The organism is Pseudoalteromonas sp. ECSMB14103 (genome assembly GCF_000813065.1).
In the GTDB taxonomy this organism is placed as follows: domain Bacteria; phylum Pseudomonadota; class Gammaproteobacteria; order Enterobacterales; family Alteromonadaceae; genus Pseudoalteromonas; species Pseudoalteromonas marina.
Genome location: NZ_JWGY01000016.1, coordinates 1 through 23,105 on the forward strand (window position 1 = coordinate 1; position 23,105 = coordinate 23,105).

A 23,105-nucleotide genomic window follows, 5' to 3' on the forward strand; every position below is an offset into this window, starting at 1 on the left:
CTAGGGATGCGTATAATACATCCTTTATTTTTCGAGTCAATACTTTGTTTTCAAATTTCTTTTTAGAATCTTTAAAAGTAAAGTTTTACTTAACTCTCTGATTAACTCTTGCCTCGCTATGCGTTGGCGCCTGCCGTCTCAGTGGGGTCGCATTATAGGGATATTCGAGTGGGGGTCAACGTTTAATTCATGCTTTTTTGAATAAAAATACTTTTAGTACGAAAGGTATACAAATAAAGGGGTGGAGGGCGCTTTTAGCTTAAAAAACATGCATTTTTAATCTCTACTTAAATGCTAATACTCTATCAATATAAAAAGCGGAAAATAAAGCATGATATTTTCCGCTTTTTACAGAGTGGTTAATTAGCTGAAACTTCCCATACTGCGATAGAACCAGATATCTCATTACCTATGATAAGTAGTGGTTCGCCAGTTGCACTTTGTTCGCGTGGTATGAATGTCATTCCTTCTGGTGCTAGATCACCGGTAATTTCTGCACCAGCTATTAAACCTCGGTTATAAAAGTAGTCTTCAAACTGCACATCATATGGGTTAGTAATATCGTAAATCATGATCCCCCCCATACGCTCGAGTCCAATAAATGCAAAGGTGCGTTTGCCAATTGTACCTATAGTTAGCGCTTCGGGTTCTGCGCCTTTATCGTCTGAGCGTGTATCGCCTTTATTTTCATCTTCATTATTATTAAACGCCTCGTCATGAACTGATGCGGTAATACGCCCTATATCGTCTCCAGAATCAAACACCACCAGCCCATTGCTGTCCCAAATGGTAAACGAACGTGCGCCATAGGCATAAAGCGATTCGTATTGACCATCGTTATTATTATCACCTTTAACCGTTGTCACTTTTAAACGGCCGATGTCGTTATCGTCGTTATTTAAGTAATCAAAATTAGCAGCAAGCGTTAGGTCTTCGACGCGGCTTTCATCTATGTAAGCAAGACATCCATCGTCTTCATCGAAATCTACGCCGCCTTTAGCTATGCAATCTTCCTCATTGGTTGTATCAAAAAAGTATTCGCGTGCATCACCTTCATTAGCAGACACTATAAAGTTTGCACCTTTCCAGCTAAAGCTTGAAATTGTGTCTGGCTGATACATTCCATATAAGCCAGGGTATGATTTAAAATTAACACCGCCGTCTTTATCTGATACGTCTATTTGCAAGCTAGACCAGTCTTTAAACCCTAACCCTTTTAACTCAAGAGAGTTATCTTCTAAATTAACGATGGCTAGTCCGTTATTTTCTTGAATCGATACGTAGGCATATTTGTTATCTTTAGAAATACTGACGTATTCTGGCTCTAAGTCCATTGCTACGGTGGTATTGATTAAATTACCATTTATGGTGCGCCCTGTTGGATTAGCAAATACCAGTCCGAGAGCTTCAAGTTCAGATTGCTTATCGTTGTATGCTGTAAAATCAATATTGGTAGCATTGTCGGCAATTACACCATCATTAACATTGATAATGCTGATAGAACCCTGTGGATCAATACTATAGTCGCCGTTAGGTTCCCCTTCGTTGGCAACAACTACTTTTGCTCCATCATGGCTAAATGTAACCATATCGGGTAAAAAACCAGCCGTTACATTTTTAATAAATATTGGTGTATCGCCGCTTATGTCGTAAAAGGCAATTTGACCTGCCTCTCCAACACTTTTAGCAGCCATTGCTACAGCAAGTAACTGGTTATTTTCATCTATTGCTATGCTGTTTGCGTCACCGGGGGTGTTGTCGTTTAAGGTAAGTGTAATTGCCGTACTTAAGTTTGTTGTATTTACAATGCCTTCATTGTCTTGCACTAGAGCAGCTGTATCGAATGTGTCGGCAGGAATAATATTTACAACCGCAGAATCCCCCGAGCTATTAATAGCGTAAATCCATTTTTTTGATGCTTGATAAGCAACTATTTCGGCAGCACCTTCAGGGCTTTGCGCATTGAGTACTGCTCGTCCTATTAGGTTAATGGTTAAAGCCGAATTTGCATTGGTGCCGTTAATTCCATTTTCACCTGCTGTACCTTGCTCGCCTTGAGCTCCTTGTGCGCCATTTTGACCATCATCGCCATCTAATGAGCAACCAGTCAGCATAGATAAAAGTGAAAGCGCTATTATTGATTTTTTTAACATTTTTCTTTTCCTTAGTGTGGTATTGGGTAAATATCAACACAGAGGTATTACAAAGTTATGGCACTTTTAATACGGCTTTTTTACTTTAAAAAACCAGCTGATAGGCTAAAGGTAAAATAAGCAACATACCCAATACATAACCCGTTTTTTTAAGCGCTGGCGAATAGTTGTTTTTTATTTTAAGACCTAGCAAGGGCCTAATGATATCAATGCGCATTACCACTAATGTAATAGCTGCGCACGCCCCCCAAGTGCCCACAATAATTAAAAATAACTCAACCATAAGACCAAGGTTAAAAGGTTGTAGCACAAAACATAAAATAATTAATACACTTTGATGCAATACATAAAAGGGAAACACCCAGCTATTTAGTGTGTTTAAGTAAGCTGCTTTAAAATTTAAAAAACGCTGCGCTAAGGTAAGCATGGTAAGTACACCAACTACTCTTTGAGTATTGTATATTGCAGTCCACACATAGTTTGGTAAATCCAGTTCATTTTGATACGCCAAAGCAATACACACATACAATAGAGTAAAGCTTGTATACAATAACCAAAGGTATCGATTTAAACTTTTCCAAAAATAAGTGCTTTTAGCTAACAGGTACCCTGTAAATAAAAATATGAAGCCGCTTACTTCACGTACTGCATCACCCTTTAAATAATTATTAATAAGTAATATAGCTATTACTAATAAGCCTGTGAGTATTGGGAATGATAGGTTTACTTTAACCGTATTTAATAAAGAAGAAAAAATAGAAAGCTTTGCTACTAATGAGTATATAAAAACAATAAGCATGAACTGCCATAAAGAACGTAAATACCATAAATGATTTACATCAACATGCGGCCATACTCCAGATTGGTAATCAGCAAACATGCTATGACTGGTATCTAAAAACGCTAAATAAAACTGCCAGTACGTTATATCTATAACGCCTTGTTGATGCATTTCGGCATAAAGCTGAAAAGGCACAACTAACCATAACCCCACCAGCAGGGGGAGTAATATGAAAATAGAACGCTTTAAAACAAACAAGGCACGTAATTTATAGCCACTTACCTTATCAAGCATAAAACGAAGTGCTACCCCTGATATAAACCAAATTAGCAACATTCTCCAAGGGGAAAACAGCAACATAAAATACTCTACGTGTTCAGACGTATAATTACTTTTAAAATGAACCCCCCAATTTTGGCTATACAACATACCTATGTGATAAAAAATGAGAGTCGCAAATGCAATTACTCTCAACCAATCAATAAAGTAATGGCGAGAGTGTGCAGATTGTATTGCGTTTAATTGAGTACTCATACGTTAACCAATGTGTTTGTGATACCGGTAGTTAACTTAAAATAACTCGCAAAAACTATACATAAGTGCTTATATTACAAGCAATAGTGATAAAAGGTGGTATACAGGGATAACTGTCGCCTATAAATATAAAAGCACACATAATGAACCTTCAACACTTTCAACGTTTTCAAACTTTTTATGCCGCGTTACTTCTGTTTAGCTACGTTGTAATAAACAATACGGTTAATGCGACAACTCAAATAATGGAGGCACAAAGAGACGGCGCACTTCCTTTTTTAATATGGGAGCCGTTTGTATGGGAATATTCCAGTGCGTTTAGCACGTTACTTATATTTCCGGCTGTAGTATGGCTATTAAAAAAAATACCTTTTAATTGGCATAATATTGCGCTTTCGCTGTGTACTTACTTTGTAGCGTCTATTATTTTCAGCGTATTCCATATTAGTGTAATGGTTGGAGGGCGGAAGCTCATTTATTGGTTGAACGAACTTCACTACAACTTTGGCCTCAGCTGGTTTGAATTTTTATATGAATACCAAAAAGATGCGATAAGCTTTTTATTCTTTATCACCCTTATTAAAGTTTATCAGTATATTGTTAAACAGTTGTTGGGAGAGGCTTCGTCTATTGATGAAGGTGCGCAACACAATACTGATAATATTAATCGCTTATTAGTTAAAAAGCGGGGTAAAGAATTTATTATAAAAATTGACGAGGTGGATTGGCTTGAATCTTCAGGCAATTATGTAAACTTACACATTGGCACGTCCATTTACCCTTTAAGAGTGACGCTCACTGAATTAAGTAAACAACTAGAAGTGCAGGGATTTTGTAGGATTCACCGAAGTCATGGCGTAAAACTCGATAAAGTAGAATGCATTACACCACTCCCCAGCGGCGACAGCGAAATAAAACTAACGACAGGAAAAGTGCTTAACCTTTCTAGGCGTTATAAAGAGCAATTTAAACTTAAGCTGCAATAAAAAAGGCTACCTAAGTAGCCTTTCATTATTATTTTTTAACTGGGCGTTTCCAGCCGGTTAAATTACGTTGCTTTGAACGTGCTATTGCCAGCTGCTCGTCTTCAACAGTACTAGTGATCACAGAGCCTGCCCCCACAGTTGCAGTAGAACCAATATTTACAGGAGCAACAAGTGATGAGTTAGAGCCAATAAAAGCGTTATCGCCAATAATGGTTTTTGCTTTATTAACACCATCGTAGTTACAAGTAATAGTGCCTGCGCCAATATTTACTTTTTCGCCAATTTCAGCATCGCCTAAGTAACTCAAGTGGTTTGCTTTAGAACCCTTACCTAAACGGGTTTTTTTCATCTCTACAAAGTTACCAATGTGCGAGTCTTCTTCCATTACCGCACCTGGGCGAAGGCGAGCGTATGGGCCAAGGGTACATTTAGCTGCAACTGATGCGTCTTCAATTAATGTATTAGCTTTTATTACCACGTTATCGCCAATGGTACAGTTTTTAAGGACGCAATTAGGGCCAATGTGTACGTTATTGCCAAGGGTTACATTACCTTCAAAAATAACGTTTATGTCAATTAATACATCTTCGCCTGTTTTAACGTTGCCACGTACATCAATACGGGCTGGGTCGGCTAGGGTGGCACCATTTAACATTAATTCTTCTGCTTGCCATGCTTGGTAAGCACGCTCTAACCCTGCTAGTTGTACGCGGTTGTTTGCGCCTTCAACTTCCATTGCATGATCTGGTTGAGCCGATGTAATTTCTACACCTTCACTGTGCGCCATTGCCACTATATCAGTGAGGTAGTATTCGCCTTGCGCATTATTGTTAGATAAGTTGCCTAACCAGGTTTTTAACAGTTTTCCGTTAACCGCCATAATACCGGTGTTTACTTCGCTAATTAGTAACTGTTCTGCACTTGCATCTTTTTGCTCAATAATGCCTACAAGCTTGCCATTTTCACGTAGCATACGACCGTAGCCATTTGGATTAACCAAGTTAACGGTTAATACCGCTAGCCCATTTTTTGGTGTTGCAGCTAATAAGCGCTCAAGTGTTGATTGTTTTGTTAAAGGAACATCGCCGTATAAAACCAATACAGTATCGTCATCGTTAATATGAGGGTTTGCTTGTGCTACTGCGTGGCCAGTACCAAGTTGCTCTGCTTGCAGTACCCAATTAACATCGTTATCGGCAAGTTGTTGTTGTAATAGTTCGCCGCCGTGTCCATAAACTAAATTAGTTGTGGTTGCACCCAGTGCCTTTGCGTTATCAATAACATGCTGCACCATAGGTTTACCTGCCACTTTATGCAGCACTTTTGGTAGAGCAGAGCGCATACGAGTACCTTTACCCGCAGCAAGAATTACAGTAGTTAGAGCCATTAAAACAATTTCCTTTTTCCGTTGTTTTAGTTAACAAGTCTGTTTATGCAGAAGATTACGTAAGTCACGCCCTGTGCAAATACTCAGTAAACTAATTTGCTAGTACTGAATCTTGGCTGAAAAACACACTTAATTGAATAGCGTTATTGTAGCGGGGATTGGTGAAGGATATAAGTGAAAATTATAATTACAGTAAAGTACCTTGTAGGGTGCTCGTTTTCATTTAACGAATTCATCGTCTTTAAGTATATTGTTTGCCATATGCTTACCAACTAATGGAAAGTTAACAGTGGGTATATCACTTTACACGTATTCGAATTAATCGCTTTTCTCTAGTGACAACCTCACAAGTTCATTATTTCCTAACTCTACAATTTCTAATGATAGAATGTTATCTGAACTAGAGAATTCTATGTCACGAACAAATTTTTTAACTTTTCCGACCTTAAATACTTCTTTAGGGGATGTATCAGTGCTTTCAGAAAAATCATATTCGTAAACCTCTTTACCAGTCGAGTGGTAAATTTTATTTTGACTTGTAGATAAAGAGTGTTTATAAACCGATGGATTTACTTTAAAGCCTTTTGTTTGTTCCCCAGTTGATAAGTCGAAAAATATCAACATATCTAAATTATTCAAAAAAATGAGTTTGTTATTTCGTAACTGACCAAACCACACTGCATTTTTAACTGGTAATAATATGCTTTTAGAGTTGCTCCTATTAAAAATATAAGAGCGAGTACTTGCACCAGACTCATCTTGCACAATGTAACCAATGTTTTTATCTAGTAAATAACTAGCTGATATAAAATTCCCTTCGGGATTAATAACCTCTTTAACGGATAATTTTTCATAGTTGAGTATTTCTATTTCACTTTCATTAACGCCAAAGGCTTCTTGTGAGTCGGGAGATATTTTAAAGTCTCGATAGCTAAAGCTGACTTTTTTTGACTTGACCTTCCCGTCTTTGAATACGGTATTTAATTTAATTGATTCCCCATCATTACTTAAAAATACAAAGTTTTCTCCAACAAAACTTGCAAACCGGCTATCAAATTTAGATGCTAGTTCGATGTTTTGAGAAGTCAAATCAAGTTTGTATATATTATGAGAAAAAGGGTATATCAGCCCTAAAATACTTTTATTATCAATAGGGTAGGTAAGTGAGTATCGGCTGTCACTATCTACTTTTATTTTACTTTCTATACGGTTATTTTTTAACGAATATTGGTAAAAGATCTCTTCGTTATTGTCATACCATAACAATGAATCAGTTTCTTTTTGATAGTTAATTAACCATATTCTATTTTTAGCCTCGTGTAGCTTAACCTGTGCACCACCTTCTAAATCAGTCATGTACAGTTCACTAGAATTAAATTGATGCCTCTCAAATATAATTTTATTTTTGTTTTTAATATAGTATAGAAATTTATCACCATACGAATTCAGGTTTGGTGAACTTATTTGAAACTCGTCACCAGTGCTTAAATTAAGATTAACAAGCGCCGATAATTCAGAGCGATTTCTGTAACCATATTTTGAATATATATAAGAGTTGTTACCTAAACTTACAACGTTCATTAGATTTGAGGGCTTACATTCAAATAAAAATTTACTAGCCGCATTACTTGCTAAGCCAACTTCCCATAATTCACATTTACCCTCACCCTCTATGCTATAAATTGCACGCTCACTATCAATTGACCAACCTGCTGAGAAAACATTAGCGTTAGCTTCTGAGATTTTTCTCTCTTGCCCTGTATGTAGGTTTTTTAATAAAAGCGCTGAATATGATTGATCTTCTTCAATAAATGAAAGTGCGACAGTCGAATTATCAGGAGAAAGTATCAATCGACTATACACCCCTTGTAGCCAAGAGAGCGTTTCTTCGTTAAATTTTTTCTCTACGATATTTGGGCTTTTTGTCTCAACCTTCAGTAACGTATCATTTCCAACCTCATTATCTAGACTAGATAAACTTTGAAACATGTAAATACTAATAAAAGCACCTAAAACTAATATTGTTATTAGTGCGATTAGCTTTTTTTGTTTTTTATTAGGTGTTTCTTTTAATGCGTTAACTTGGCTAAATGACGAAGTACCTTTTTCATGATGTATGATCTCTGGTTCTAAGAAAAAGCTATACCCTTTTCTGTAATGTGTTTTTACCACTAAGCCGCGTTGTTTATCTGATTTAAGGGCTTTTCTCAGTTCTGAAATAGCTCTGTTAATGGCGTTATCGTCAACATAATGTTGACACCATACGTCGTCAATTAGGTCTTGACGGGTAATTATCGACTCTTTATTAAGAATGAGGTAACTAAGAATTTTAAACAGTAGCGGCTCCAATTCCCTTTCAATTACACCATCATTAATAGTTTGCTGTTTGGGGTTTAAACGCCATGCTCCAAACTTTATTTCTACTATTGATTCTGAAAAAGTTGACGGTTTCATTGGGAGGTCACTACGTCCTTATAGCTAATAATTTGATAGGATTTAATTATTAAAACTAACTACTTAATGTTGTTTATATTATCAGCAAAGCTAGATAGAATCATCTATCAAGCACAAAAAAGCCCACTTTAAAGTGGGCTTTTTATAAACCAGATAGGCTTACTTTTTACGTAATTGCTGAATAACACGTAGTTGTGCTACCGCTTCAGCTAGCTGCATTGCCGCTTGATTGTAATCAAGCTCTGACGATGCACCTTTTGCCATTTGCGCTTCAGCGTCACGTTTAGCTTGCTCTGCAGCTTGTTCGTCTAGGTCTTCACCACGAACGGCTGTGTCTGCAAGTACGGTCACTATGTTCGGTTGAACTTCTAGTGTACCGCCAGCAATATAGATGAGTTCTTCTTCACCAAATTGCTTAACTAAACGCACCATACCAGGTTTAAGGGCAGTTAGTAGTGGCGCGTGACCGGCATTAACACCAAGCTCACCTTCACTACCAGATACTTGAATCGATTCAACCAAACCAGAAAACAAGTTCTGCTCTGCGCTTACTACGTCAAGATGTACAGTCATAGCTGCCATACTACCCTCCTAATTACATGCTTTTGGCTTTTTCTTGAGCTTCTTCGATAGAGCCAACCATGTAGAACGCTTGCTCTGGAAGGTCATCAAACTCACCGTTTAAAATGCCTTTGAAGCCAGCAATTGTGTCTTTAAGTGAAACGTATTTACCTGACGCACCTGTAAATACCTCTGCCACGAAGAACGGCTGAGATAGGAAACGTTGGATTTTACGTGCACGAGATACAAGTTGCTTATCTTCGTCAGAAAGCTCGTCCATACCTAGGATTGCGATGATGTCTTTAAGTTCTTTGTAACGCTGAAGAACTGTTTGAACGCCACGCGCTGTATCGTAGTGCTCTTGACCAATTACTAATGGGTCAAGTTGACGTGAAGATGAATCAAGTGGATCTACCGCTGGGTAAATACCAAGTGATGCGATATCACGTGAAAGTACTACTGTTGCATCTAAGTGAGCAAACGTTGTTGCTGGAGATGGATCCGTTAAATCATCCGCAGGTACGTATACCGCTTGGATTGATGTGATTGAACCCGTCTTAGTAGATGCGATACGCTCTTGAAGTACACCCATTTCTTCAGCTAGTGTAGGCTGGTAACCTACCGCTGATGGCATACGACCAAGTAGTGCTGATACTTCTGTACCCGCAAGTGTGTAACGGTAAATGTTATCTACGAAGAAAAGTACGTCGCGACCTTCGTCACGGAACTTTTCAGCCATAGTAAGACCTGTTAACGCTACGCGTAAACGGTTACCTGGAGGCTCGTTCATCTGACCGTATACAAGCGATACTTTATCAAGTACGTTTGAATCGTTCATTTCATGGTAGAAATCGTTACCCTCACGAGTACGCTCACCAACACCTGCGAATACTGAGTAGCCGCTGTGCTCGATTGCGATGTTACGGATAAGTTCCATCATGTTTACGGTTTTACCAACACCGGCACCACCGAATAAACCAACTTTACCACCTTTAGCAAACGGACATACAAGGTCGATTACCTTGATACCTGTTTCTAAAAGTTCTACTGAACTTGATTGCTCTTCGTATGAAGGCGCTGCACGGTGAATAGACATACGGTCTTCTTCGCCGATTGGGCCAGCTTCATCGATTGGCTCACCAAGTACGTTCATGATACGACCAAGTGTTGCTTTACCAACTGGAACTTGAATCGCTTCACCTGTGTTTGATACTGCTGCACCACGACGTAAACCGTCTGTAGTACCTAGTGCGATAGTACGTACCACACCGCCACCTAGCTGCTGTTGAACTTCTAGAGTCAAACCAGCTAAATCGCCATCTGTTACTTTTAGCGCGTCATATACGGCTGGCACGTTGTCTTGTGAAAATTCAATATCCACAACGGCACCGATAATTTGGACGACCTTACCTAAACTCATGTCTATTCCTCTCGTTAATCTTTGCCTGAAGCATTAAACTGCGGCTGAACCAGAAACAATCTCACTAATTTCTTGTGTGATTGCCGCTTGGCGGGCCTTGTTGTAAACAAGCTGTAACTCATCCATAAGGTCGCCAGCGTTATCAGTTGCGGCTTTCATCGCAACCATACGGGCAGCCTGTTCAGAGGCAGCGTTCTCAACCACACCTTGGTATACCTGAGACTCTACAAAGCGAACTAACAAAGACTCTAAAATAGCGTCTGGGCTTGGTTCGTATAAGTAGTCCCATGTGTGGGCAGATACTTCTTCTTCAGCTTTTGGCAAAGGGAGTAACTGATCTATTGTTGGCTCTTGCTTCATGGTATTAACGAAGTTGTTATATACCAGGAATAAACGGTCAATTTTACCTTCAGAGAATGCATCAAGCATTACTTTTACAGGACCAATAACGTCTTGTACTGAAGGTTTATCTCCTAGGCCTGCTTTTTTAGCAAGCACTTGACCACCAAAGCGTTGAAAGAAACCAGCAGCTTTGCTGCCTAAAGTTGCAAACTCTGCGTCTACACCTTTTTCTTTCCATGCTTTTATGTCTAATGCAACTTTCTTAAACTCATTTGAGTTTAAGCCGCCACATAGACCACGGTCAGTAGAGATAACAATATAACCAACTCGTTTTACTTCACGTTCTTCTAAGAACGGGTGAGTAAAATCAAGATTTGCTTGAGCAACACGACCAATCACTTTGCGTAATTTGTCAGCGTATGGACGGCTTGAAGCCACTCGTTCTTGCGCCTTTTTCATTTTAGACGCAGCAACCATTTCCATTGCGCTAGTGATCTTTTGAGTATTTTTAATACTCCCGATCTTGCTTTTAATCTCTTTTCCGCTGGCCATGACTCTCTCTCCGAATCAAGGTGTGCTTTAGTAAACTAAAGCGCACCATTAATAACTAAATTACCAAGTTTGCGTAGACTTGAACTTCTCTAGAAGTTCTTTAAGTTGCGCTTCGATCTCGGCGTTGTAGTTACCAGTTTCATTGATTTGAGCCACAAGCTCTGCGTATGTGCTACTTGCGTAAGAAAGTAAAGCTGCTTCGAAATCCATGATTTTAGCGATTTCGATATCTTTAAGATAACCTTTCTCAGCTGCAAATAACGACAAAGACATTTCAGCAACAGACATTGGCGCGTACTGTTTCTGCTTCATTAGCTCTGTTACACGCTCACCATGCTCAAGTTGAGCACGTGTAGCATCGTCAAGGTCAGACGCGAACTGCGAGAATGCAGCTAATTCACGGTACTGAGCTAGGGCTAGACGGATACCGCCACCTAGTTTCTTAACGATTTTAGTTTGTGCAGCACCACCAACACGCGATACCGAGATACCAGCATTTACTGCCGGACGGATACCTGAGTTGAATAAGTCAGTTTCTAAGAAGATCTGACCATCGGTGATAGAGATAACGTTAGTCGGTACGAACGCAGAAACGTCGCCGCCTTGAGTTTCAATGATTGGCAATGCCGTCAATGAACCAGTTTGTCCTTTCACTTCACCGTTAGTGAACTTTTCAACGTAATCAGCGTTTACACGCGATGCACGCTCTAAAAGACGCGAGTGAAGGTAGAATACGTCACCTGGGTATGCTTCACGACCTGGTGGACGCTTAAGTAGCAATGAGATTTGACGGTAAGCAACAGCTTGCTTAGATAAATCATCATATACGATTAATGCGTTCTCACCACGGTCACGGAAGTATTCACCCATAGTACAGCCCGAGAACGGTGCTAAGTACTGAAGTGCCGCAGACTCAGAAGCAGATGCTACAACTACGATAGTATTTGCAAGTGCACCGTGCTCTTCTAATTTACGTACTACGTTAGCAATAGTAGATGCTTTTTGACCAACCGCTACGTACACACACTTAACGCCTGTGTCTTTTTGGTTGATGATCGCATCGATTGCTAGTGCAGTTTTACCTGTTTGGCGGTCACCGATTACAAGCTCACGCTGACCACGACCAACTGGAATCATCGCATCAATAGATTTGTAACCAGTTTGTACTGGCTCATCTACAGATTGACGCTCGATTACACCTGGTGCAATTTTTTCTACAGGTTCAAACCCGTCGTTGTCTAAAGCGCCTTTACCGTCGATAGGAGCACCTAGCGTGTTTACAACACGACCAAGTAAGCCAGCACCAACAGGAACTTCTAAGATACGACCAGTTGTATATACTTTTACGCCTTCAGTAAGGTCAGCGTATGGACCCATTACTACTGCACCAATTGAGTCGCGCTCAAGGTTTAGTGCGATAGCATAACGGTTGCCAGGAAGCTCAATCATCTCACCTTGCATACAGTCAGCTAGACCGTGGATGCGGATGATACCGTCAGTAACAGATACAATTGTACCTTCGTTACGAGCTTCACTTACAACTTCGAACTTCTCAATACGTTGTTTGATTAGTTCTGAAATTTCAGTGGAATTAAGTTGCATGCTCTTTTTCCCAATTACGATTGTAGTGTTGTGGCTAAGCGGTTTAATTTTCCGCGTACAGAGCCGTCGATTACAGTGTCGCCTGCCTTAATAATAAGGCCGCCAACTACTGATGCGTCTTCACTACAATTCAGCTTAACTTTGCGTGCGAAACGTTTTTCAAGTGTCGCTACCAATGACTCTTGCTGCGCTGCAGTAAGAGGGGTTGCCGAAATCACGTCTACATCGATTTCTTTGTCATACTCTGCTTTAAACGCAGCGAATAACTGTGCAACCTCAGGCAGTGCAATCAAACGTCCATTTTCAGCCATCACCTTCACTAGGTTCTGACCTTGTTCGTTGAGCTGCTCTGCGCATAAGTTAATAAATAACTCAGCTTGTGCAGAAGCAGTAGGCAATCCAGCTAAAATGGCTGATGCTTGCTCGTCGCTGGCAACGTGGCCAGCGAAAAACAACATGTCATTCCAGCTTTCAATAGCGCCTTTTTCAACGGCAAGTTCAAAAGCCGCTTTAGCGTATGGGCGAGCGATAGTAGTCAATTCAGACATGCTCATACCCTCCTAATTACAGCTCAGCGACAAGTTTTTCAACGATGTCACTATGTGCGGCTTGATTGATTTCACGCTCTAAAATTCTCTCTGCGCCAACCACAGCCAGTGTTGCTACTTGCTTACGTAGCTCTTCTGTCACACGGTTACGCTCTGATTCAATTTCAGAGTGCCCTTGAGCAATAATTTTTTCACGCTCTTCTTGTCCACGAACTGTTTCTTCGTCAACAATTAGCACGGCACGCTTTTTAGCTTGATCAATGATATCAGCCGCTTGAGCTTTTGCATCTTTAAGCTGTTCTGCAGCTTTTTGTTGCGCAAGTTCTAAGTCTTTTTCGGCTCTATCAGAGGCAGCTAAACCATCTTCGATTTTCTTCTGGCGAGCTTCAATTGCACCGTTTAGTGGTGGCCATACGAACTTCATACAAAAAAGTACGAACACCGTAAACGCAATTAATTCACCGATAAGAGTGGCGTTTAAGTTCACAACCGCTCCTCCTTAAATAGTAAGCTGTTCAAAAAATAAAATTAAAGTACGAACAACAATACCATCGCGATACCAACACCAATCATTGCTACAGCATCGATTAGACCAGCAAGGATAAACATTTTAACTTGTAGCGATGGTGCAAGCTCAGGTTGACGCGCACATGCTTCAAGGAATTTACCGCCCATGTTACCAAAACCGATTGCTGTACCGATTGCACCGAAGCCGATAAGTAAAGCTACTGCGATGTACTTAAGACCTAATACTAGTTCCATTTTTTTCTCCAAAGTTTCAATTGTAATTAAAAGTAAAAATTAAAAGTTATAAATTAGTGATTATCTGAACTTGCCATGCTTAGGTATACGATTGTTAGCATCATGAATACGAATGCTTGCAATACGATTACTAAGATATGGAATACAGCCCAAACAAAGTGCAACGGTAGTTGCATTAAGCCAATCGCACCTATGAGGATGAAGATTAGTTCACCTGCATATAAGTTACCGAACAAACGCAGCGCCAGTGAAAATGGCTTAGAAACCAATGCGATAAGCTCTAGTAATAGATTGAATGGGATTAAAAGAATCTGCATAGCTGTATTGTTTGAACTAAACGGGTGAAGTGTTAGCTCTTTAATAAAACCGCCGATACCTTTAATTTTAATTGAGTAACCAATCATTAATATAAACACACCTAGCGCCAGCGCTGCAGTTAAGTTTATATCTGTTGTTGGTACAATTTTCATGTATACGTCGTGTGAGTCCATGCCAAAGGCTTGCTCACCTACTAAACCAGCAAATGCAGGTAAGAAGTCAACTGGGATTAAATCCATTAAGTTCATTAAGAATATCCAAACGAATATCGTTAATGCTAATGGTGCAATCAGCTTGCTTTTACCATGGAAAGTATCACGTACGTTGTCGCCAACGAACTCAACTATCATTTCAATGAAACACTGAAATTTACCTGGTACGCCCAATGTTGATTTTTTAGCGGCACTACGGAAGATCCATAAAAAGATAAGACCTAGTCCGATTGACCATGCGAGGGTATCTACATGCCATGTCCAAAAACCACTGTCCGTACATGCTTTATTGAAGGCTAGACCGGCGTCGGTCGAGCACATCTTAGCATTGGTTAAGTGGTGCTGGATATGGCTAGATAGAGTAACTTCTTCTGCAGCCATGTTATATCCCAAAAGTTAATGTTTAAAAAAAACGGGTGCAAACAATCCAGTGAATAAAGCCAGTACATAGATACTAAAAAAGGGCAGCAAAACTACCGGAAAATGCTTTAGTACTAGCGCAAACAATATGATTGTCAGCATAAACTTTAGTGCGTTACCGCGTTTTAACGCGTTATACGCTTGTTCTGCACGACTCGCCCCCATAAATCGGAATGCGTAAAGTGCAAAAACACAGTGAGGAAGTATCGCAACTGCACCACCAGCTAACGCTGACAGACTGGCTTCAACTCCCAAACCAATAAAAATAATTACGGCAGCAAATAATGCTACAACACCCTGAAGACAAATTAGTTTAAATGCGGCAAGCCTATACGGACTTGCTAACTTATTATTCACTTTTTGTTAACCTTAATGGCGTTCAAATCGTTAGGGTGTGAAAACTGGCGAAATTATACTGTATCCTGCCAGTTTTGCAACTTGAGTAGAGTGTTTGTAACACAAATTTGCTACAAATGTCTCTTTTTAGACATGTAATAGATCAATGGTGGGTATTGTCGTGATTAATACGATTCAAAATGCCGTCAAGCTCGTCTAAATTAGTATATGAAATAACCAATTTACCTTTGCCTTTTTTGTTGTAGTTTATCTCTACTTTAGCACCTAGGTTTTCAGCTAATTGTTGTTCTAACTGTTTAACATCTGGGTCTTTTTGGTGTTCTTGTTTGGCGGGTGCTGGCTCTAAAATTGCACGCACTAGCTTTTCAGTTTCTCTTACTGTTAGTGCCTTTGCTACGGCGGTTCGTGCTGCGTCAGACTGCGCTTCGCCTTCAAGTGCTAGTAAGCAACGCGCATGGCCCATTTCTATGTCACCATGTTCTAACAGAATTTTTACATCACTATTTAAATTATTTAAACGTAATAAGTTTGTTACGGTGGTTCTTGATTTACCAACTGCATCAGCCACTTGCTGATGTGTTAATTCAAACTCATTTAATAAACGATTAAGCGCAACCGCTTCTTCCATTGCATTTAAATCTTCACGCTGAATATTTTCAATCAGTGCTATAGCAACGGCCGCTTCATCGGGTACATCTTTAATAATACATGGAACTGCGTCTAGTTTTGCAATTTGCGCTGCGCGCCAACGACGTTCACCGGCAATAATTTCATAGCTATTGTGGGCAATAGGGCGCACAACAATAGGTTGAATAATTCCTTGTGAGCGAATAGAGCTGGCGAGTTCTTCGAGTGCCTCTTCAGACATGTCTTTACGAGGTTGGTACTTGCCTGAATGCAAAAACTCAATAGGCAATGTTTGTAACGGGTTATCTGTAGCACTAACTGTGCTTTTGACAACCTCTGTTACGTTTTGTGTGTCTTGTTCCTTGCTGGCGCTCGGTGCAGGCTTAGACGAACTTAAAAGTGCATCGAGTCCTCGGCCTAAACCTCGTTTTTTAGCAGACATGTTATTTTTTTACCTCAAAGTTAGGCGACAACGGACGCTGTTTTTTCTTTTCTTCGCAGCATTTCACCGGCAAGTGCCAAATACGCTTTTGCGCCACTTGATGCTCTGTCGTAATACATAGCAGGTGCGCCAAAACTTGGCGCCTCAGCTAGACGAACATTTCGTGGGATCACAGTGCGATACACTTTATCACCAAAATGTTGTTTTAATTGTTCTGAAACGTCGTTTGCTAGGCGGTTACGCGGATCGTACATAGTGCGTAATATGCCTTCAATTTTTAATTCAGGATTTACTAATTTAGCCAATTGCGTAATGGTATCCATTAATGCTGTTAGGCCTTCCAGTGCATAATATTCACATTGCATTGGTACTAAAATAGAATCTGCAGCGGCCATAGCGTTAACAGTTAGCATGTTTAATGAAGGCGGGCAGTCTATAAATATAAACTCGTATTGGTCCTGAATTTTTTCAAGTGCATTACGAAGACGCACTTCACGGGCAAATAATTCCATTAGTTTAACTTCGGCAGCGGTTACGTCTCCGTTTGCTGCAATCATATGGTATTCGCCAGATGTTTCTTTAATGATCACGTCTTCAATGGGCTTATCTTCAATAAGTAGGTCGTAAATAGTGGGCACGTCGCCATATTTATCTACACCACTGCCCATAGTGGCATTACCTTGCGGGTCGAGATCAATTAACAGCACTTTACGCTTCGTTGCGGCCATAGACGCAGCGAGATTAACAGCGGTCGTAGTTTTACCTACACCCCCTTTTTGATTTGCTAATGCGATGACTTTTGCCACAGTGTCTCTGATCCCTAGTCTTTAGAAAGAATAATTAAATGTCGTTGTGCATCTAACTCAGGTACTTCTAATGCAATTTTTTTCTCAAACTTTACGCCAGCGGGTAATAACTCTAACTCTTCGCTAGGGTAAACGCCTTTAAGCGCAATAAAATGGCCAGATTGATCAATTAGGTGTGAACACCAATCAACCATATCTTGTAATGATGCAAATGCACGACTGAGTACGCCATCTAATTTAACACTTGGCTGATATTCTTCAACTCTTGACTGTACCGGGGTAACATTATCAAGCCCAAGTTCATGCTTCACGTGCATTAAAAAGCGTACACGCTTACCTAAGCTGTCGAGTAATACAAATTGAGTATTAGGAAGTGCAATAGCTAAAACAATACCAGGAAGCCCTGGGCCTGTACCAACATCAATATAATGATGACCGGGTAAATGAGGTGCAACAACAAGGCTATCCATAATATGCTTTACCATCATTTCTTGAGGTAAACGTACTGAGGTTAAGTTATACGCTTTGTTCCACTTATCCAATAGTTCAACGTAACGAACAAGCTGTTGCTGTTGTTTTTCTGTTAGCGCAATATCAGTTTGCGCTAACAATGTAGTTAATTGTTGTTGTAACACTAGGTGCCCTTACCGTTACGCAGATTTGCGTAATAAGCCTTGCTTCTTCAGATACACTAATAATAACGAAATAGCCGCTGGTGTGATACCAGAAATACGCGAAGCCTGACCAATAGTGTCCGGACGAGACTCTTCTAGTTTTGCCACTACCTCGTTTGATAAACCTGATACGGTTTTATAATCAAACTCTTTTGGTAAAATTGTTTCTTCATGGCGAAGCTGTTTATTGATCTCATCTTGCTGACGCGCAATGTAACCTGCGTATTTTGTATGGATCTCAACCTGCTCTAAAGCCGCTTTATTTGTAAATTCAGATCCTAAGCCTTCAATAGCCATTAGATCATCATAACGGATCTCTGGGCGGCGTAGTAATTCTTCTAAACTTGCTTCACGCGTTAATGGAGCTTTTAATAAAGCGTTTACTTGATCAACAACAGTATGATCTTTGTGAATCCACGTGTCTTTTATACGTTGTTTTTCTTTTTCAATAATTTCCATTTTTTCGTTAAATGCCTGCCAGCGCTCATCGTTAACTAAACCTAGCTCACGGCCTTTTTCAGTTAGACGAATATCGGCATTATCTTCACGCAACAATAAACGGTATTCAGCACGGCTAGTAAACATACGGTAAGGTTCTTTTGTACCAAGCGTTGCTAAGTCGTCAATTAATACACCAACGTATGCTTCGTCACGACGTGGCGTCCACGAATCTTTACCTTGCACTTTAAGTGCCGCGTTCATACCAGCAATTAAGCCTTGTGCACCCGCTTCTTCGTAGCCAGTAGTTCCGTTTATTTGGCCTGCAAAGAATAAGCCTTCAATAAATTTAGTTTCTAGTGATTGTTTTAAATCACGTGGATCAAAGTAATCGTATTCAATAGCATAACCTGGTCGACAAATATGTGCATTTTCAAAACCGGTGATCGATTGCACTATTTCTAATTGCACATCAAACGGTAGACTTGTCGAAATACCATTAGGGTAAAGCTCGTAAGATGTTAAACCCTCTGGCTCTACAAATATTTGGTGTTTGTCCTTATCTGCAAAGCGAACAATTTTATCTTCAATAGATGGGCAGTAACGTGGACCAATGCCTTCAATCACACCTGAGTACATAGGTGAACGATGCAAGTTTTTGCGTATAACATCATGTGTTTTTTCATTTGTGTAAGTGATGTAACACGGTATTTGTTGCGGGTGGTCACTTTGTTTACCTAAAAATGAAAATACAGGTGTAGGTGCATCGCCAGGTTGCTCCTGCATTTTGCTAAAATCAACCGTACGCGCATCAATACGTGGTGGAGTACCTGTTTTTAAACGATCTACTCTAAAAGGCTGTTCACGTAATCGTTGTGCTAAAGCTATTGATGGTGGATCGCCTGCACGTCCACCTTTGTAATTTTCTAAACCAATATGTATTTGGCCACCTAAAAATGTACCTACGGTAAGTACTACACTAGGTGCACTAAAACGTAACCCCATTTGAGTTACTACGCCGGTTACTCGATCGTTTTCAACAATAAGATCATCACACGACTGCTGAAATATTTTTAAGTTTTCTTGATTTTGTAATGTGGTTTGAATAGCCGCTTTATACAAAGCGCGATCAGCTTGTGCACGGGTTGCACGAACCGCAGGTCCCTTTGAAGAATTTAAAGTACGAAATTGGATCCCGCCTTTATCAATAGCTTGTGCCATTGCACCGCCAAGCGCGTCGATTTCTTTTACCAAATGACCTTTGCCTATCCCACCAATTGCTGGGTTACAAGACATTTGACCAAGGGTATCCATATTGTGAGTTAGTAGCAGGGTATTCATCCCCATACGGGCAGCTGCCAATGCGGCTTCAGTGCCTGCATGTCCACCACCTACTACGATAACGTCAAAATTTTCATGAAAAATCATTAATGGGATCCTACTTAAATCAAACCGGTAAACTTCAAAAGGGAGCGTATTCTACCTAGAAATGAGCAGAAGATAAATGATTAAACTGTGCTCAGATCTAAGTAAGTGATCTCTAATAATATAAAGGATCTTTTAAAGAGATCTTTTAATACTATTACTACTACTGATCGGGTTTTCTGTTGATAAGCTTTAGATCTTGTTTAAAAACATTAAATTAGATCAGATCTAAAGGTGTTAATATGATCGGATCATCCCACAAATAAGCACTGATCAAAAAGCCACTTTATGCACAGGGGGCGATTAGTTAGATCTTATCCCATGGATAAGCATGCTTTAAAATGCAGTTTATTCAAACTTTATCCACATTATTAATTAAATTATTAGTAAATTGTGAGTAACTTTTATATGAGATTTTACTTGATCTCTTTATTTTAAACCTGTTTGGGTAACCCAAGTGTCTAACCAAGCGAGGGCTGTGTCTTCAGGGAGTGACTCGTCTAATATATTTAACTCTAAGCGTTCAGCCACTTTTATAGCGCCTTTTTTGCTTAGTAGTGCTTCTATATTGCGCCCTGCTAAGTTATATGTGTCGTAGCTGGTATCACCTAATGCAATAACCGAAAACTTTAAATGCTTTAAATCAGTTGATTGCGTTATTTGTTCTACAAAGCTTAAAAGATTATCGGGATAATCACCTGCGCCATAAGTAGATGTACATATTAACCAGAGCGTATTGTGTTGATCTATTTCATTAAATTTTGGCTGATCATGGAGTTGGGTTGTAATACCTTGGTTATTTAGCTCATCGCTTAATTGCTCCGCAACATACTCGGCCGATCCCATTTGGCTGCCCACAATAATATTTACTGAACTCATGATTAGTTATGATCGCATTAGTTTTAATTGCTGCCTATGATAGCCGAGTACAAACTGCAGTAAAGAGAAGAGTGTGGGTTTGGATAACTATTTTTAGGCTAATTTTTAGATCATTGTTTAAAGTTTTTTTAAGTTGTTGATTTATATAGATGTAAAATAATACCTTCAAATGCAACCTTCTGATCAAACTGTTAATAAGATTGGGGGAAGTTCTGTTTAACTTTATGTTCTATGTAACTAAAATTTTGTAAGTTATTGATTTTAAGCTTTTGTAAGTCCAATTATGATGAATGTTTAATATAGAAGTAATGTTGATCATTGTGTGGATATAAAGGGTGTTGATAACCGATTATTTAGATCGAAAATAATTTTAAATAACGATCAATTAACTATGATCTTATTAAATAAATATCAAAATAGTTTTTATAACGGCCGCTTTTTACTAAAAATAGAGCTAATAACGTGTATTTCAGCTAAAAAATTTTGGATTTTTGTCCAAAAAATGGAAATTGTGGATAACTGATCTGACTAAATTTAAAGTTTTTGTGATATTCGATCATGCATTTACATGTTTGAGCTGGTGGATAGCGCGATCAATACACACTTGTGATCGCCTTATTTTTTGATATATAGCCAATTAAGGCTGCAATTTTAGCTAATAAAATATTAAAAACAGTGATTTCAGCTTGTTTTAGAGTTAATTATAGTGGCTTAACTTATTCGTATGTGGGAGATATATCACCTTAAATAGGCGGTTATATCTTGTAAAGTAGGCCATTAATAAGCATTTAAAGATACTAATTTAGAGAAAATAAGAGCCTAAAATAGCACTCAGCTTATCTAAAAAATATCCATATGTTGATATAGAAAGGCTTAATTTAGGCAGTAAAAAAGGGCGTTTTTACGCCCTTAATTTTTAATTATTTAATTGTTAGGTCTTTTATTTACCAATACAGAACGAGCTAAATATTTTTCCAAGTAGATCGTCTGAAGTAAACTCACCGGTTATTTCGTTTAAAAATTGCTGCGTTAGGCGCAGCTCTTCGGCCAAAATTTCACCTGCAACATGCATTTCAAGCTGCGTTTTACCCGTATCTAAATGATAAGCTGCGCTCTCTAAAGCGTCTAAATGACGGCGACGAGCCATAAAGCCACCTTCTGTTGCGCCGTCAAAACCTATACAGGCCTTTAAATGTTCACGAACGAGCTCTATACCTTCAGCGTTTTTAGCACTTAAACTTATGACCGGGTATTGTTGGTTTTCATCTAAACCTACAATATCACCCGATAAATCGGCTTTGTTTCTGATCACTGTAACCCCCATACCTTTTGGTAATTTTGCCATAAATTCTGGCCAAATTTTATGTGGGTCGGTGTCTACAGTATCGGTGCCATCAAGCATAAATAAAACGCGGTCGGCTTGGTTTATTTCATCCCATGCGCGCTCAATACCTATTTGCTCTACGCGGTCAGGGCTTTCACGAAGACCTGCGGTATCTATAATATGCAGTGGCATGCCATCAATATGAATGTGTTCGCGCAGTACGTCGCGGGTAGTCCCTGCTATTTCGGTTACGATTGCTGCCTCTCGGCCTGCCAGAGCATTTAGCAAGCTTGATTTACCCGCGTTAGGACGACCTGCAATCACAACACGCATACCTTCGCGCATTATGCTGCCCTGTTTAGCTTGGTCAGTTACGGTGTTTAATTGGTTTATAATTGCGTCTAGATCGCCCGATACTTTGCCATCTGACAAAAAGTCTATTTCTTCATCTGGAAAGTCGATTGCTGCTTCTACGTACATACGAAGATGAATTACTTTTTCAACTAGGGTTTCTATGTGTTTAGAAAACTCACCTTGAAGTGATTGTAAGGCGCTTTTAGCTGCTTGTTCACTGGTGGCATTAATTAGGTCACTAATTGCTTCTGCTTGGGTTAAATCAAGCTTGTCGTTCATAAATGCACGCTCTGAAAACTCACCTGGTTTTGCTAAACGTACACCTTCGATTTTGCTAATTTCTTTAAGTAGCATATCAAGTACAACAGGGCCGCCATGACCTTGCAACTCAAGTACGTCTTCGCCAGTAAATGAGTTAGGCCCGGCAAAATAAATGGCAATACCTTGGTCAAGCTGATCGCCATTTAAGTTTTTAAATGGTACATAATCGGCGTATCTCACTTTTGGTATTTTACCAATAACTTTTTCAGCAACGCTTTTGGCAAGGCTGCCAGAAACCCGAATAATACCAACACCACCACGCCCAGGTGCGGTTGCTTGTGCTGCAATTGTGTCTTGATTGATCATGCTATTTAATTTACCAACAATGTGTACGTTATGGCGCTATTGTAACCTATGAAATTACCACTCGCGAATGCTCTGATAAAAAATGGGCAATAAAAAAGGCGACCTAAGTCGCCTTTGTAA

At 39.5% G+C, this 23,105-nt stretch carries 20 protein-coding genes; 1 reads left to right on the forward strand and 19 read right to left on the reverse strand.

Annotated features, from left to right (window positions below; translation table 11 throughout):
- Positions 1 to 359 precede the first annotated feature (359 nt).
- Together RF53_RS18210 and RF53_RS18215 are read right to left on the reverse strand one after the other, a co-directional pair.
- Positions 360 to 2,153: a choice-of-anchor I family protein gene (locus RF53_RS18210; protein ID WP_039038493.1), complete on the reverse strand. Its 1,794-nt coding sequence runs from the start codon at positions 2,151 to 2,153 to the stop codon at positions 360 to 362.
- Between the two features lie 85 nt (positions 2,154 to 2,238).
- Positions 2,239 to 3,468, reverse strand: coding sequence for an acyltransferase family protein (locus RF53_RS18215; RefSeq protein WP_082014455.1), 1,230 nt, complete (start codon positions 3,466 to 3,468; stop codon positions 2,239 to 2,241).
- A 143-nt stretch (positions 3,469 to 3,611) separates the two neighbouring features.
- Here RF53_RS18215 and RF53_RS18220 point away from each other — a divergent pair, with 143 nt between their 5' ends.
- The gene (locus RF53_RS18220) at positions 3,612 to 4,454 is read left to right on the forward strand and encodes a LytR/AlgR family response regulator transcription factor (protein ID WP_039038494.1); all 843 of its coding nucleotides are present in this window, start codon (positions 3,612 to 3,614) and stop codon (positions 4,452 to 4,454) included.
- Between the two features lie 28 nt (positions 4,455 to 4,482).
- On the opposite strand, the gene glmU is transcribed toward RF53_RS18220, so the two are convergent.
- From glmU to mnmE, 17 genes are all read right to left on the reverse strand, one after another.
- Positions 4,483 to 5,841 carry a bifunctional UDP-N-acetylglucosamine diphosphorylase/glucosamine-1-phosphate N-acetyltransferase GlmU gene (gene glmU / locus RF53_RS18225; protein WP_039038495.1) on the reverse strand — a complete coding sequence of 453 codons (1,359 nt, stop codon included), beginning with the start codon at positions 5,839 to 5,841 and terminating at the stop codon, positions 4,483 to 4,485.
- Between the two features lie 318 nt (positions 5,842 to 6,159).
- The gene (locus tag RF53_RS18230) at positions 6,160 to 8,295 is read right to left on the reverse strand and encodes a winged helix-turn-helix domain-containing protein (RefSeq protein ID WP_039038496.1); all 2,136 of its coding nucleotides are present in this window, start codon (positions 8,293 to 8,295) and stop codon (positions 6,160 to 6,162) included.
- Positions 8,296 to 8,454: 159 nt separating this feature from the next.
- On the reverse strand, positions 8,455 to 8,877 hold the full coding sequence (locus RF53_RS18235) for a F0F1 ATP synthase subunit epsilon (protein ID WP_006793948.1): 423 nt from the start codon (positions 8,875 to 8,877) through the stop codon (positions 8,455 to 8,457).
- A gap of 13 nt (positions 8,878 to 8,890) precedes the next feature.
- Positions 8,891 to 10,276: a F0F1 ATP synthase subunit beta gene (gene atpD, locus RF53_RS18240; RefSeq protein ID WP_006793949.1), complete on the reverse strand. Its 1,386-nt coding sequence runs from the start codon at positions 10,274 to 10,276 to the stop codon at positions 8,891 to 8,893.
- Positions 10,277 to 10,309: 33 nt separating this feature from the next.
- Positions 10,310 to 11,170, reverse strand: a complete 861-nt coding sequence (gene atpG / locus RF53_RS18245; protein WP_008130741.1) for a F0F1 ATP synthase subunit gamma — start codon at positions 11,168 to 11,170, stop codon at positions 10,310 to 10,312.
- Between the two features lie 60 nt (positions 11,171 to 11,230).
- A complete protein-coding gene (atpA, locus tag RF53_RS18250; protein WP_006793951.1) occupies positions 11,231 to 12,772 on the reverse strand; it encodes a F0F1 ATP synthase subunit alpha in 1,542 nt (513 codons plus the stop codon).
- Between the two features lie 14 nt (positions 12,773 to 12,786).
- Entirely contained in the window at positions 12,787 to 13,320 is a 534-nt protein-coding gene (atpH, locus tag RF53_RS18255; RefSeq protein ID WP_006793952.1) for a F0F1 ATP synthase subunit delta, read from the reverse strand.
- 16 nt (positions 13,321 to 13,336) lie between these two features.
- Complete coding sequence (gene atpF, locus RF53_RS18260; protein WP_006793953.1) at positions 13,337 to 13,807, reverse strand: F0F1 ATP synthase subunit B; 471 nt, start codon at positions 13,805 to 13,807, stop codon at positions 13,337 to 13,339.
- A gap of 41 nt (positions 13,808 to 13,848) precedes the next feature.
- Positions 13,849 to 14,082 carry a F0F1 ATP synthase subunit C gene (gene atpE / locus RF53_RS18265; RefSeq protein WP_004335261.1) on the reverse strand — a complete coding sequence of 78 codons (234 nt, stop codon included), beginning with the start codon at positions 14,080 to 14,082 and terminating at the stop codon, positions 13,849 to 13,851.
- A 53-nt stretch (positions 14,083 to 14,135) separates the two neighbouring features.
- Positions 14,136 to 14,993 (reverse strand): F0F1 ATP synthase subunit A, encoded by an 858-nt coding sequence (gene atpB / locus RF53_RS18270; protein ID WP_006793955.1) that lies wholly within the window; start codon positions 14,991 to 14,993, stop codon positions 14,136 to 14,138.
- A gap of 15 nt (positions 14,994 to 15,008) precedes the next feature.
- Positions 15,009 to 15,389 (reverse strand): ATP synthase subunit I, encoded by a 381-nt coding sequence (locus RF53_RS18275; RefSeq protein WP_006793956.1) that lies wholly within the window; start codon positions 15,387 to 15,389, stop codon positions 15,009 to 15,011.
- A gap of 142 nt (positions 15,390 to 15,531) precedes the next feature.
- Complete coding sequence (locus RF53_RS18280) at positions 15,532 to 16,458, reverse strand: ParB/RepB/Spo0J family partition protein (RefSeq protein ID WP_039038497.1); 927 nt, start codon at positions 16,456 to 16,458, stop codon at positions 15,532 to 15,534.
- 20 nt (positions 16,459 to 16,478) lie between these two features.
- Positions 16,479 to 17,264 carry a ParA family protein gene (locus tag RF53_RS18285; RefSeq protein WP_006793958.1) on the reverse strand — a complete coding sequence of 262 codons (786 nt, stop codon included), beginning with the start codon at positions 17,262 to 17,264 and terminating at the stop codon, positions 16,479 to 16,481.
- A gap of 14 nt (positions 17,265 to 17,278) precedes the next feature.
- On the reverse strand, positions 17,279 to 17,899 hold the full coding sequence (rsmG, locus tag RF53_RS18290) for a 16S rRNA (guanine(527)-N(7))-methyltransferase RsmG (protein ID WP_039038498.1): 621 nt from the start codon (positions 17,897 to 17,899) through the stop codon (positions 17,279 to 17,281).
- Between the two features lie 15 nt (positions 17,900 to 17,914).
- Positions 17,915 to 19,804 carry a tRNA uridine-5-carboxymethylaminomethyl(34) synthesis enzyme MnmG gene (mnmG, locus tag RF53_RS18295; protein WP_006793960.1) on the reverse strand — a complete coding sequence of 630 codons (1,890 nt, stop codon included), beginning with the start codon at positions 19,802 to 19,804 and terminating at the stop codon, positions 17,915 to 17,917.
- Between the two features lie 426 nt (positions 19,805 to 20,230).
- Complete coding sequence (gene mioC / locus RF53_RS18300) at positions 20,231 to 20,680, reverse strand: FMN-binding protein MioC (protein WP_039038499.1); 450 nt, start codon at positions 20,678 to 20,680, stop codon at positions 20,231 to 20,233.
- A gap of 940 nt (positions 20,681 to 21,620) precedes the next feature.
- A complete protein-coding gene (gene mnmE, locus RF53_RS18310) occupies positions 21,621 to 22,985 on the reverse strand; it encodes a tRNA uridine-5-carboxymethylaminomethyl(34) synthesis GTPase MnmE (protein WP_039038501.1) in 1,365 nt (454 codons plus the stop codon).
- Positions 22,986 to 23,105 lie beyond the last annotated feature (120 nt).

What these genes read in the sequence shown, in the direction of transcription:
- mnmE (WP_039038501.1), bottom strand. Translation starts at nt 22,985, where the DNA reads ATGATCAATCAAGACACAATTGCAGCACAAGCAACCGCACCTGGGCGT.
- RF53_RS18210 (WP_039038493.1), bottom strand. Translation starts at nt 2,153, where the DNA reads ATGTTAAAAAAATCAATAATAGCGCTTTCACTTTTATCTATGCTGACT.
- atpH (WP_006793952.1), bottom strand. Translation starts at nt 13,320, where the DNA reads ATGTCTGAATTGACTACTATCGCTCGCCCATACGCTAAAGCGGCTTTT.
- RF53_RS18215 (WP_082014455.1), bottom strand. Translation starts at nt 3,468, where the DNA reads ATGAGTACTCAATTAAACGCAATACAATCTGCACACTCTCGCCATTAC.
- glmU (WP_039038495.1), bottom strand. Translation starts at nt 5,841, where the DNA reads ATGGCTCTAACTACTGTAATTCTTGCTGCGGGTAAAGGTACTCGTATG.
- RF53_RS18280 (WP_039038497.1), bottom strand. Translation starts at nt 16,458, where the DNA reads ATGTCTGCTAAAAAACGAGGTTTAGGCCGAGGACTCGATGCACTTTTA.
- mnmG (WP_006793960.1), bottom strand. Translation starts at nt 19,804, where the DNA reads ATGATTTTTCATGAAAATTTTGACGTTATCGTAGTAGGTGGTGGACAT.
- mioC (WP_039038499.1), bottom strand. Translation starts at nt 20,680, where the DNA reads ATGAGTTCAGTAAATATTATTGTGGGCAGCCAAATGGGATCGGCCGAG.
- atpB (WP_006793955.1), bottom strand. Translation starts at nt 14,993, where the DNA reads ATGGCTGCAGAAGAAGTTACTCTATCTAGCCATATCCAGCACCACTTA.
- atpA (WP_006793951.1), bottom strand. Translation starts at nt 12,772, where the DNA reads ATGCAACTTAATTCCACTGAAATTTCAGAACTAATCAAACAACGTATT.
- RF53_RS18235 (WP_006793948.1), bottom strand. Translation starts at nt 8,877, where the DNA reads ATGGCAGCTATGACTGTACATCTTGACGTAGTAAGCGCAGAGCAGAAC.
- atpG (WP_008130741.1), bottom strand. Translation starts at nt 11,170, where the DNA reads ATGGCCAGCGGAAAAGAGATTAAAAGCAAGATCGGGAGTATTAAAAAT.
- RF53_RS18220 (WP_039038494.1), top strand. Translation starts at nt 3,612, where the DNA reads ATGAACCTTCAACACTTTCAACGTTTTCAAACTTTTTATGCCGCGTTA.
- atpD (WP_006793949.1), bottom strand. Translation starts at nt 10,276, where the DNA reads ATGAGTTTAGGTAAGGTCGTCCAAATTATCGGTGCCGTTGTGGATATT.
- atpE (WP_004335261.1), bottom strand. Translation starts at nt 14,082, where the DNA reads ATGGAACTAGTATTAGGTCTTAAGTACATCGCAGTAGCTTTACTTATC.
- RF53_RS18230 (WP_039038496.1), bottom strand. Translation starts at nt 8,295, where the DNA reads ATGAAACCGTCAACTTTTTCAGAATCAATAGTAGAAATAAAGTTTGGA.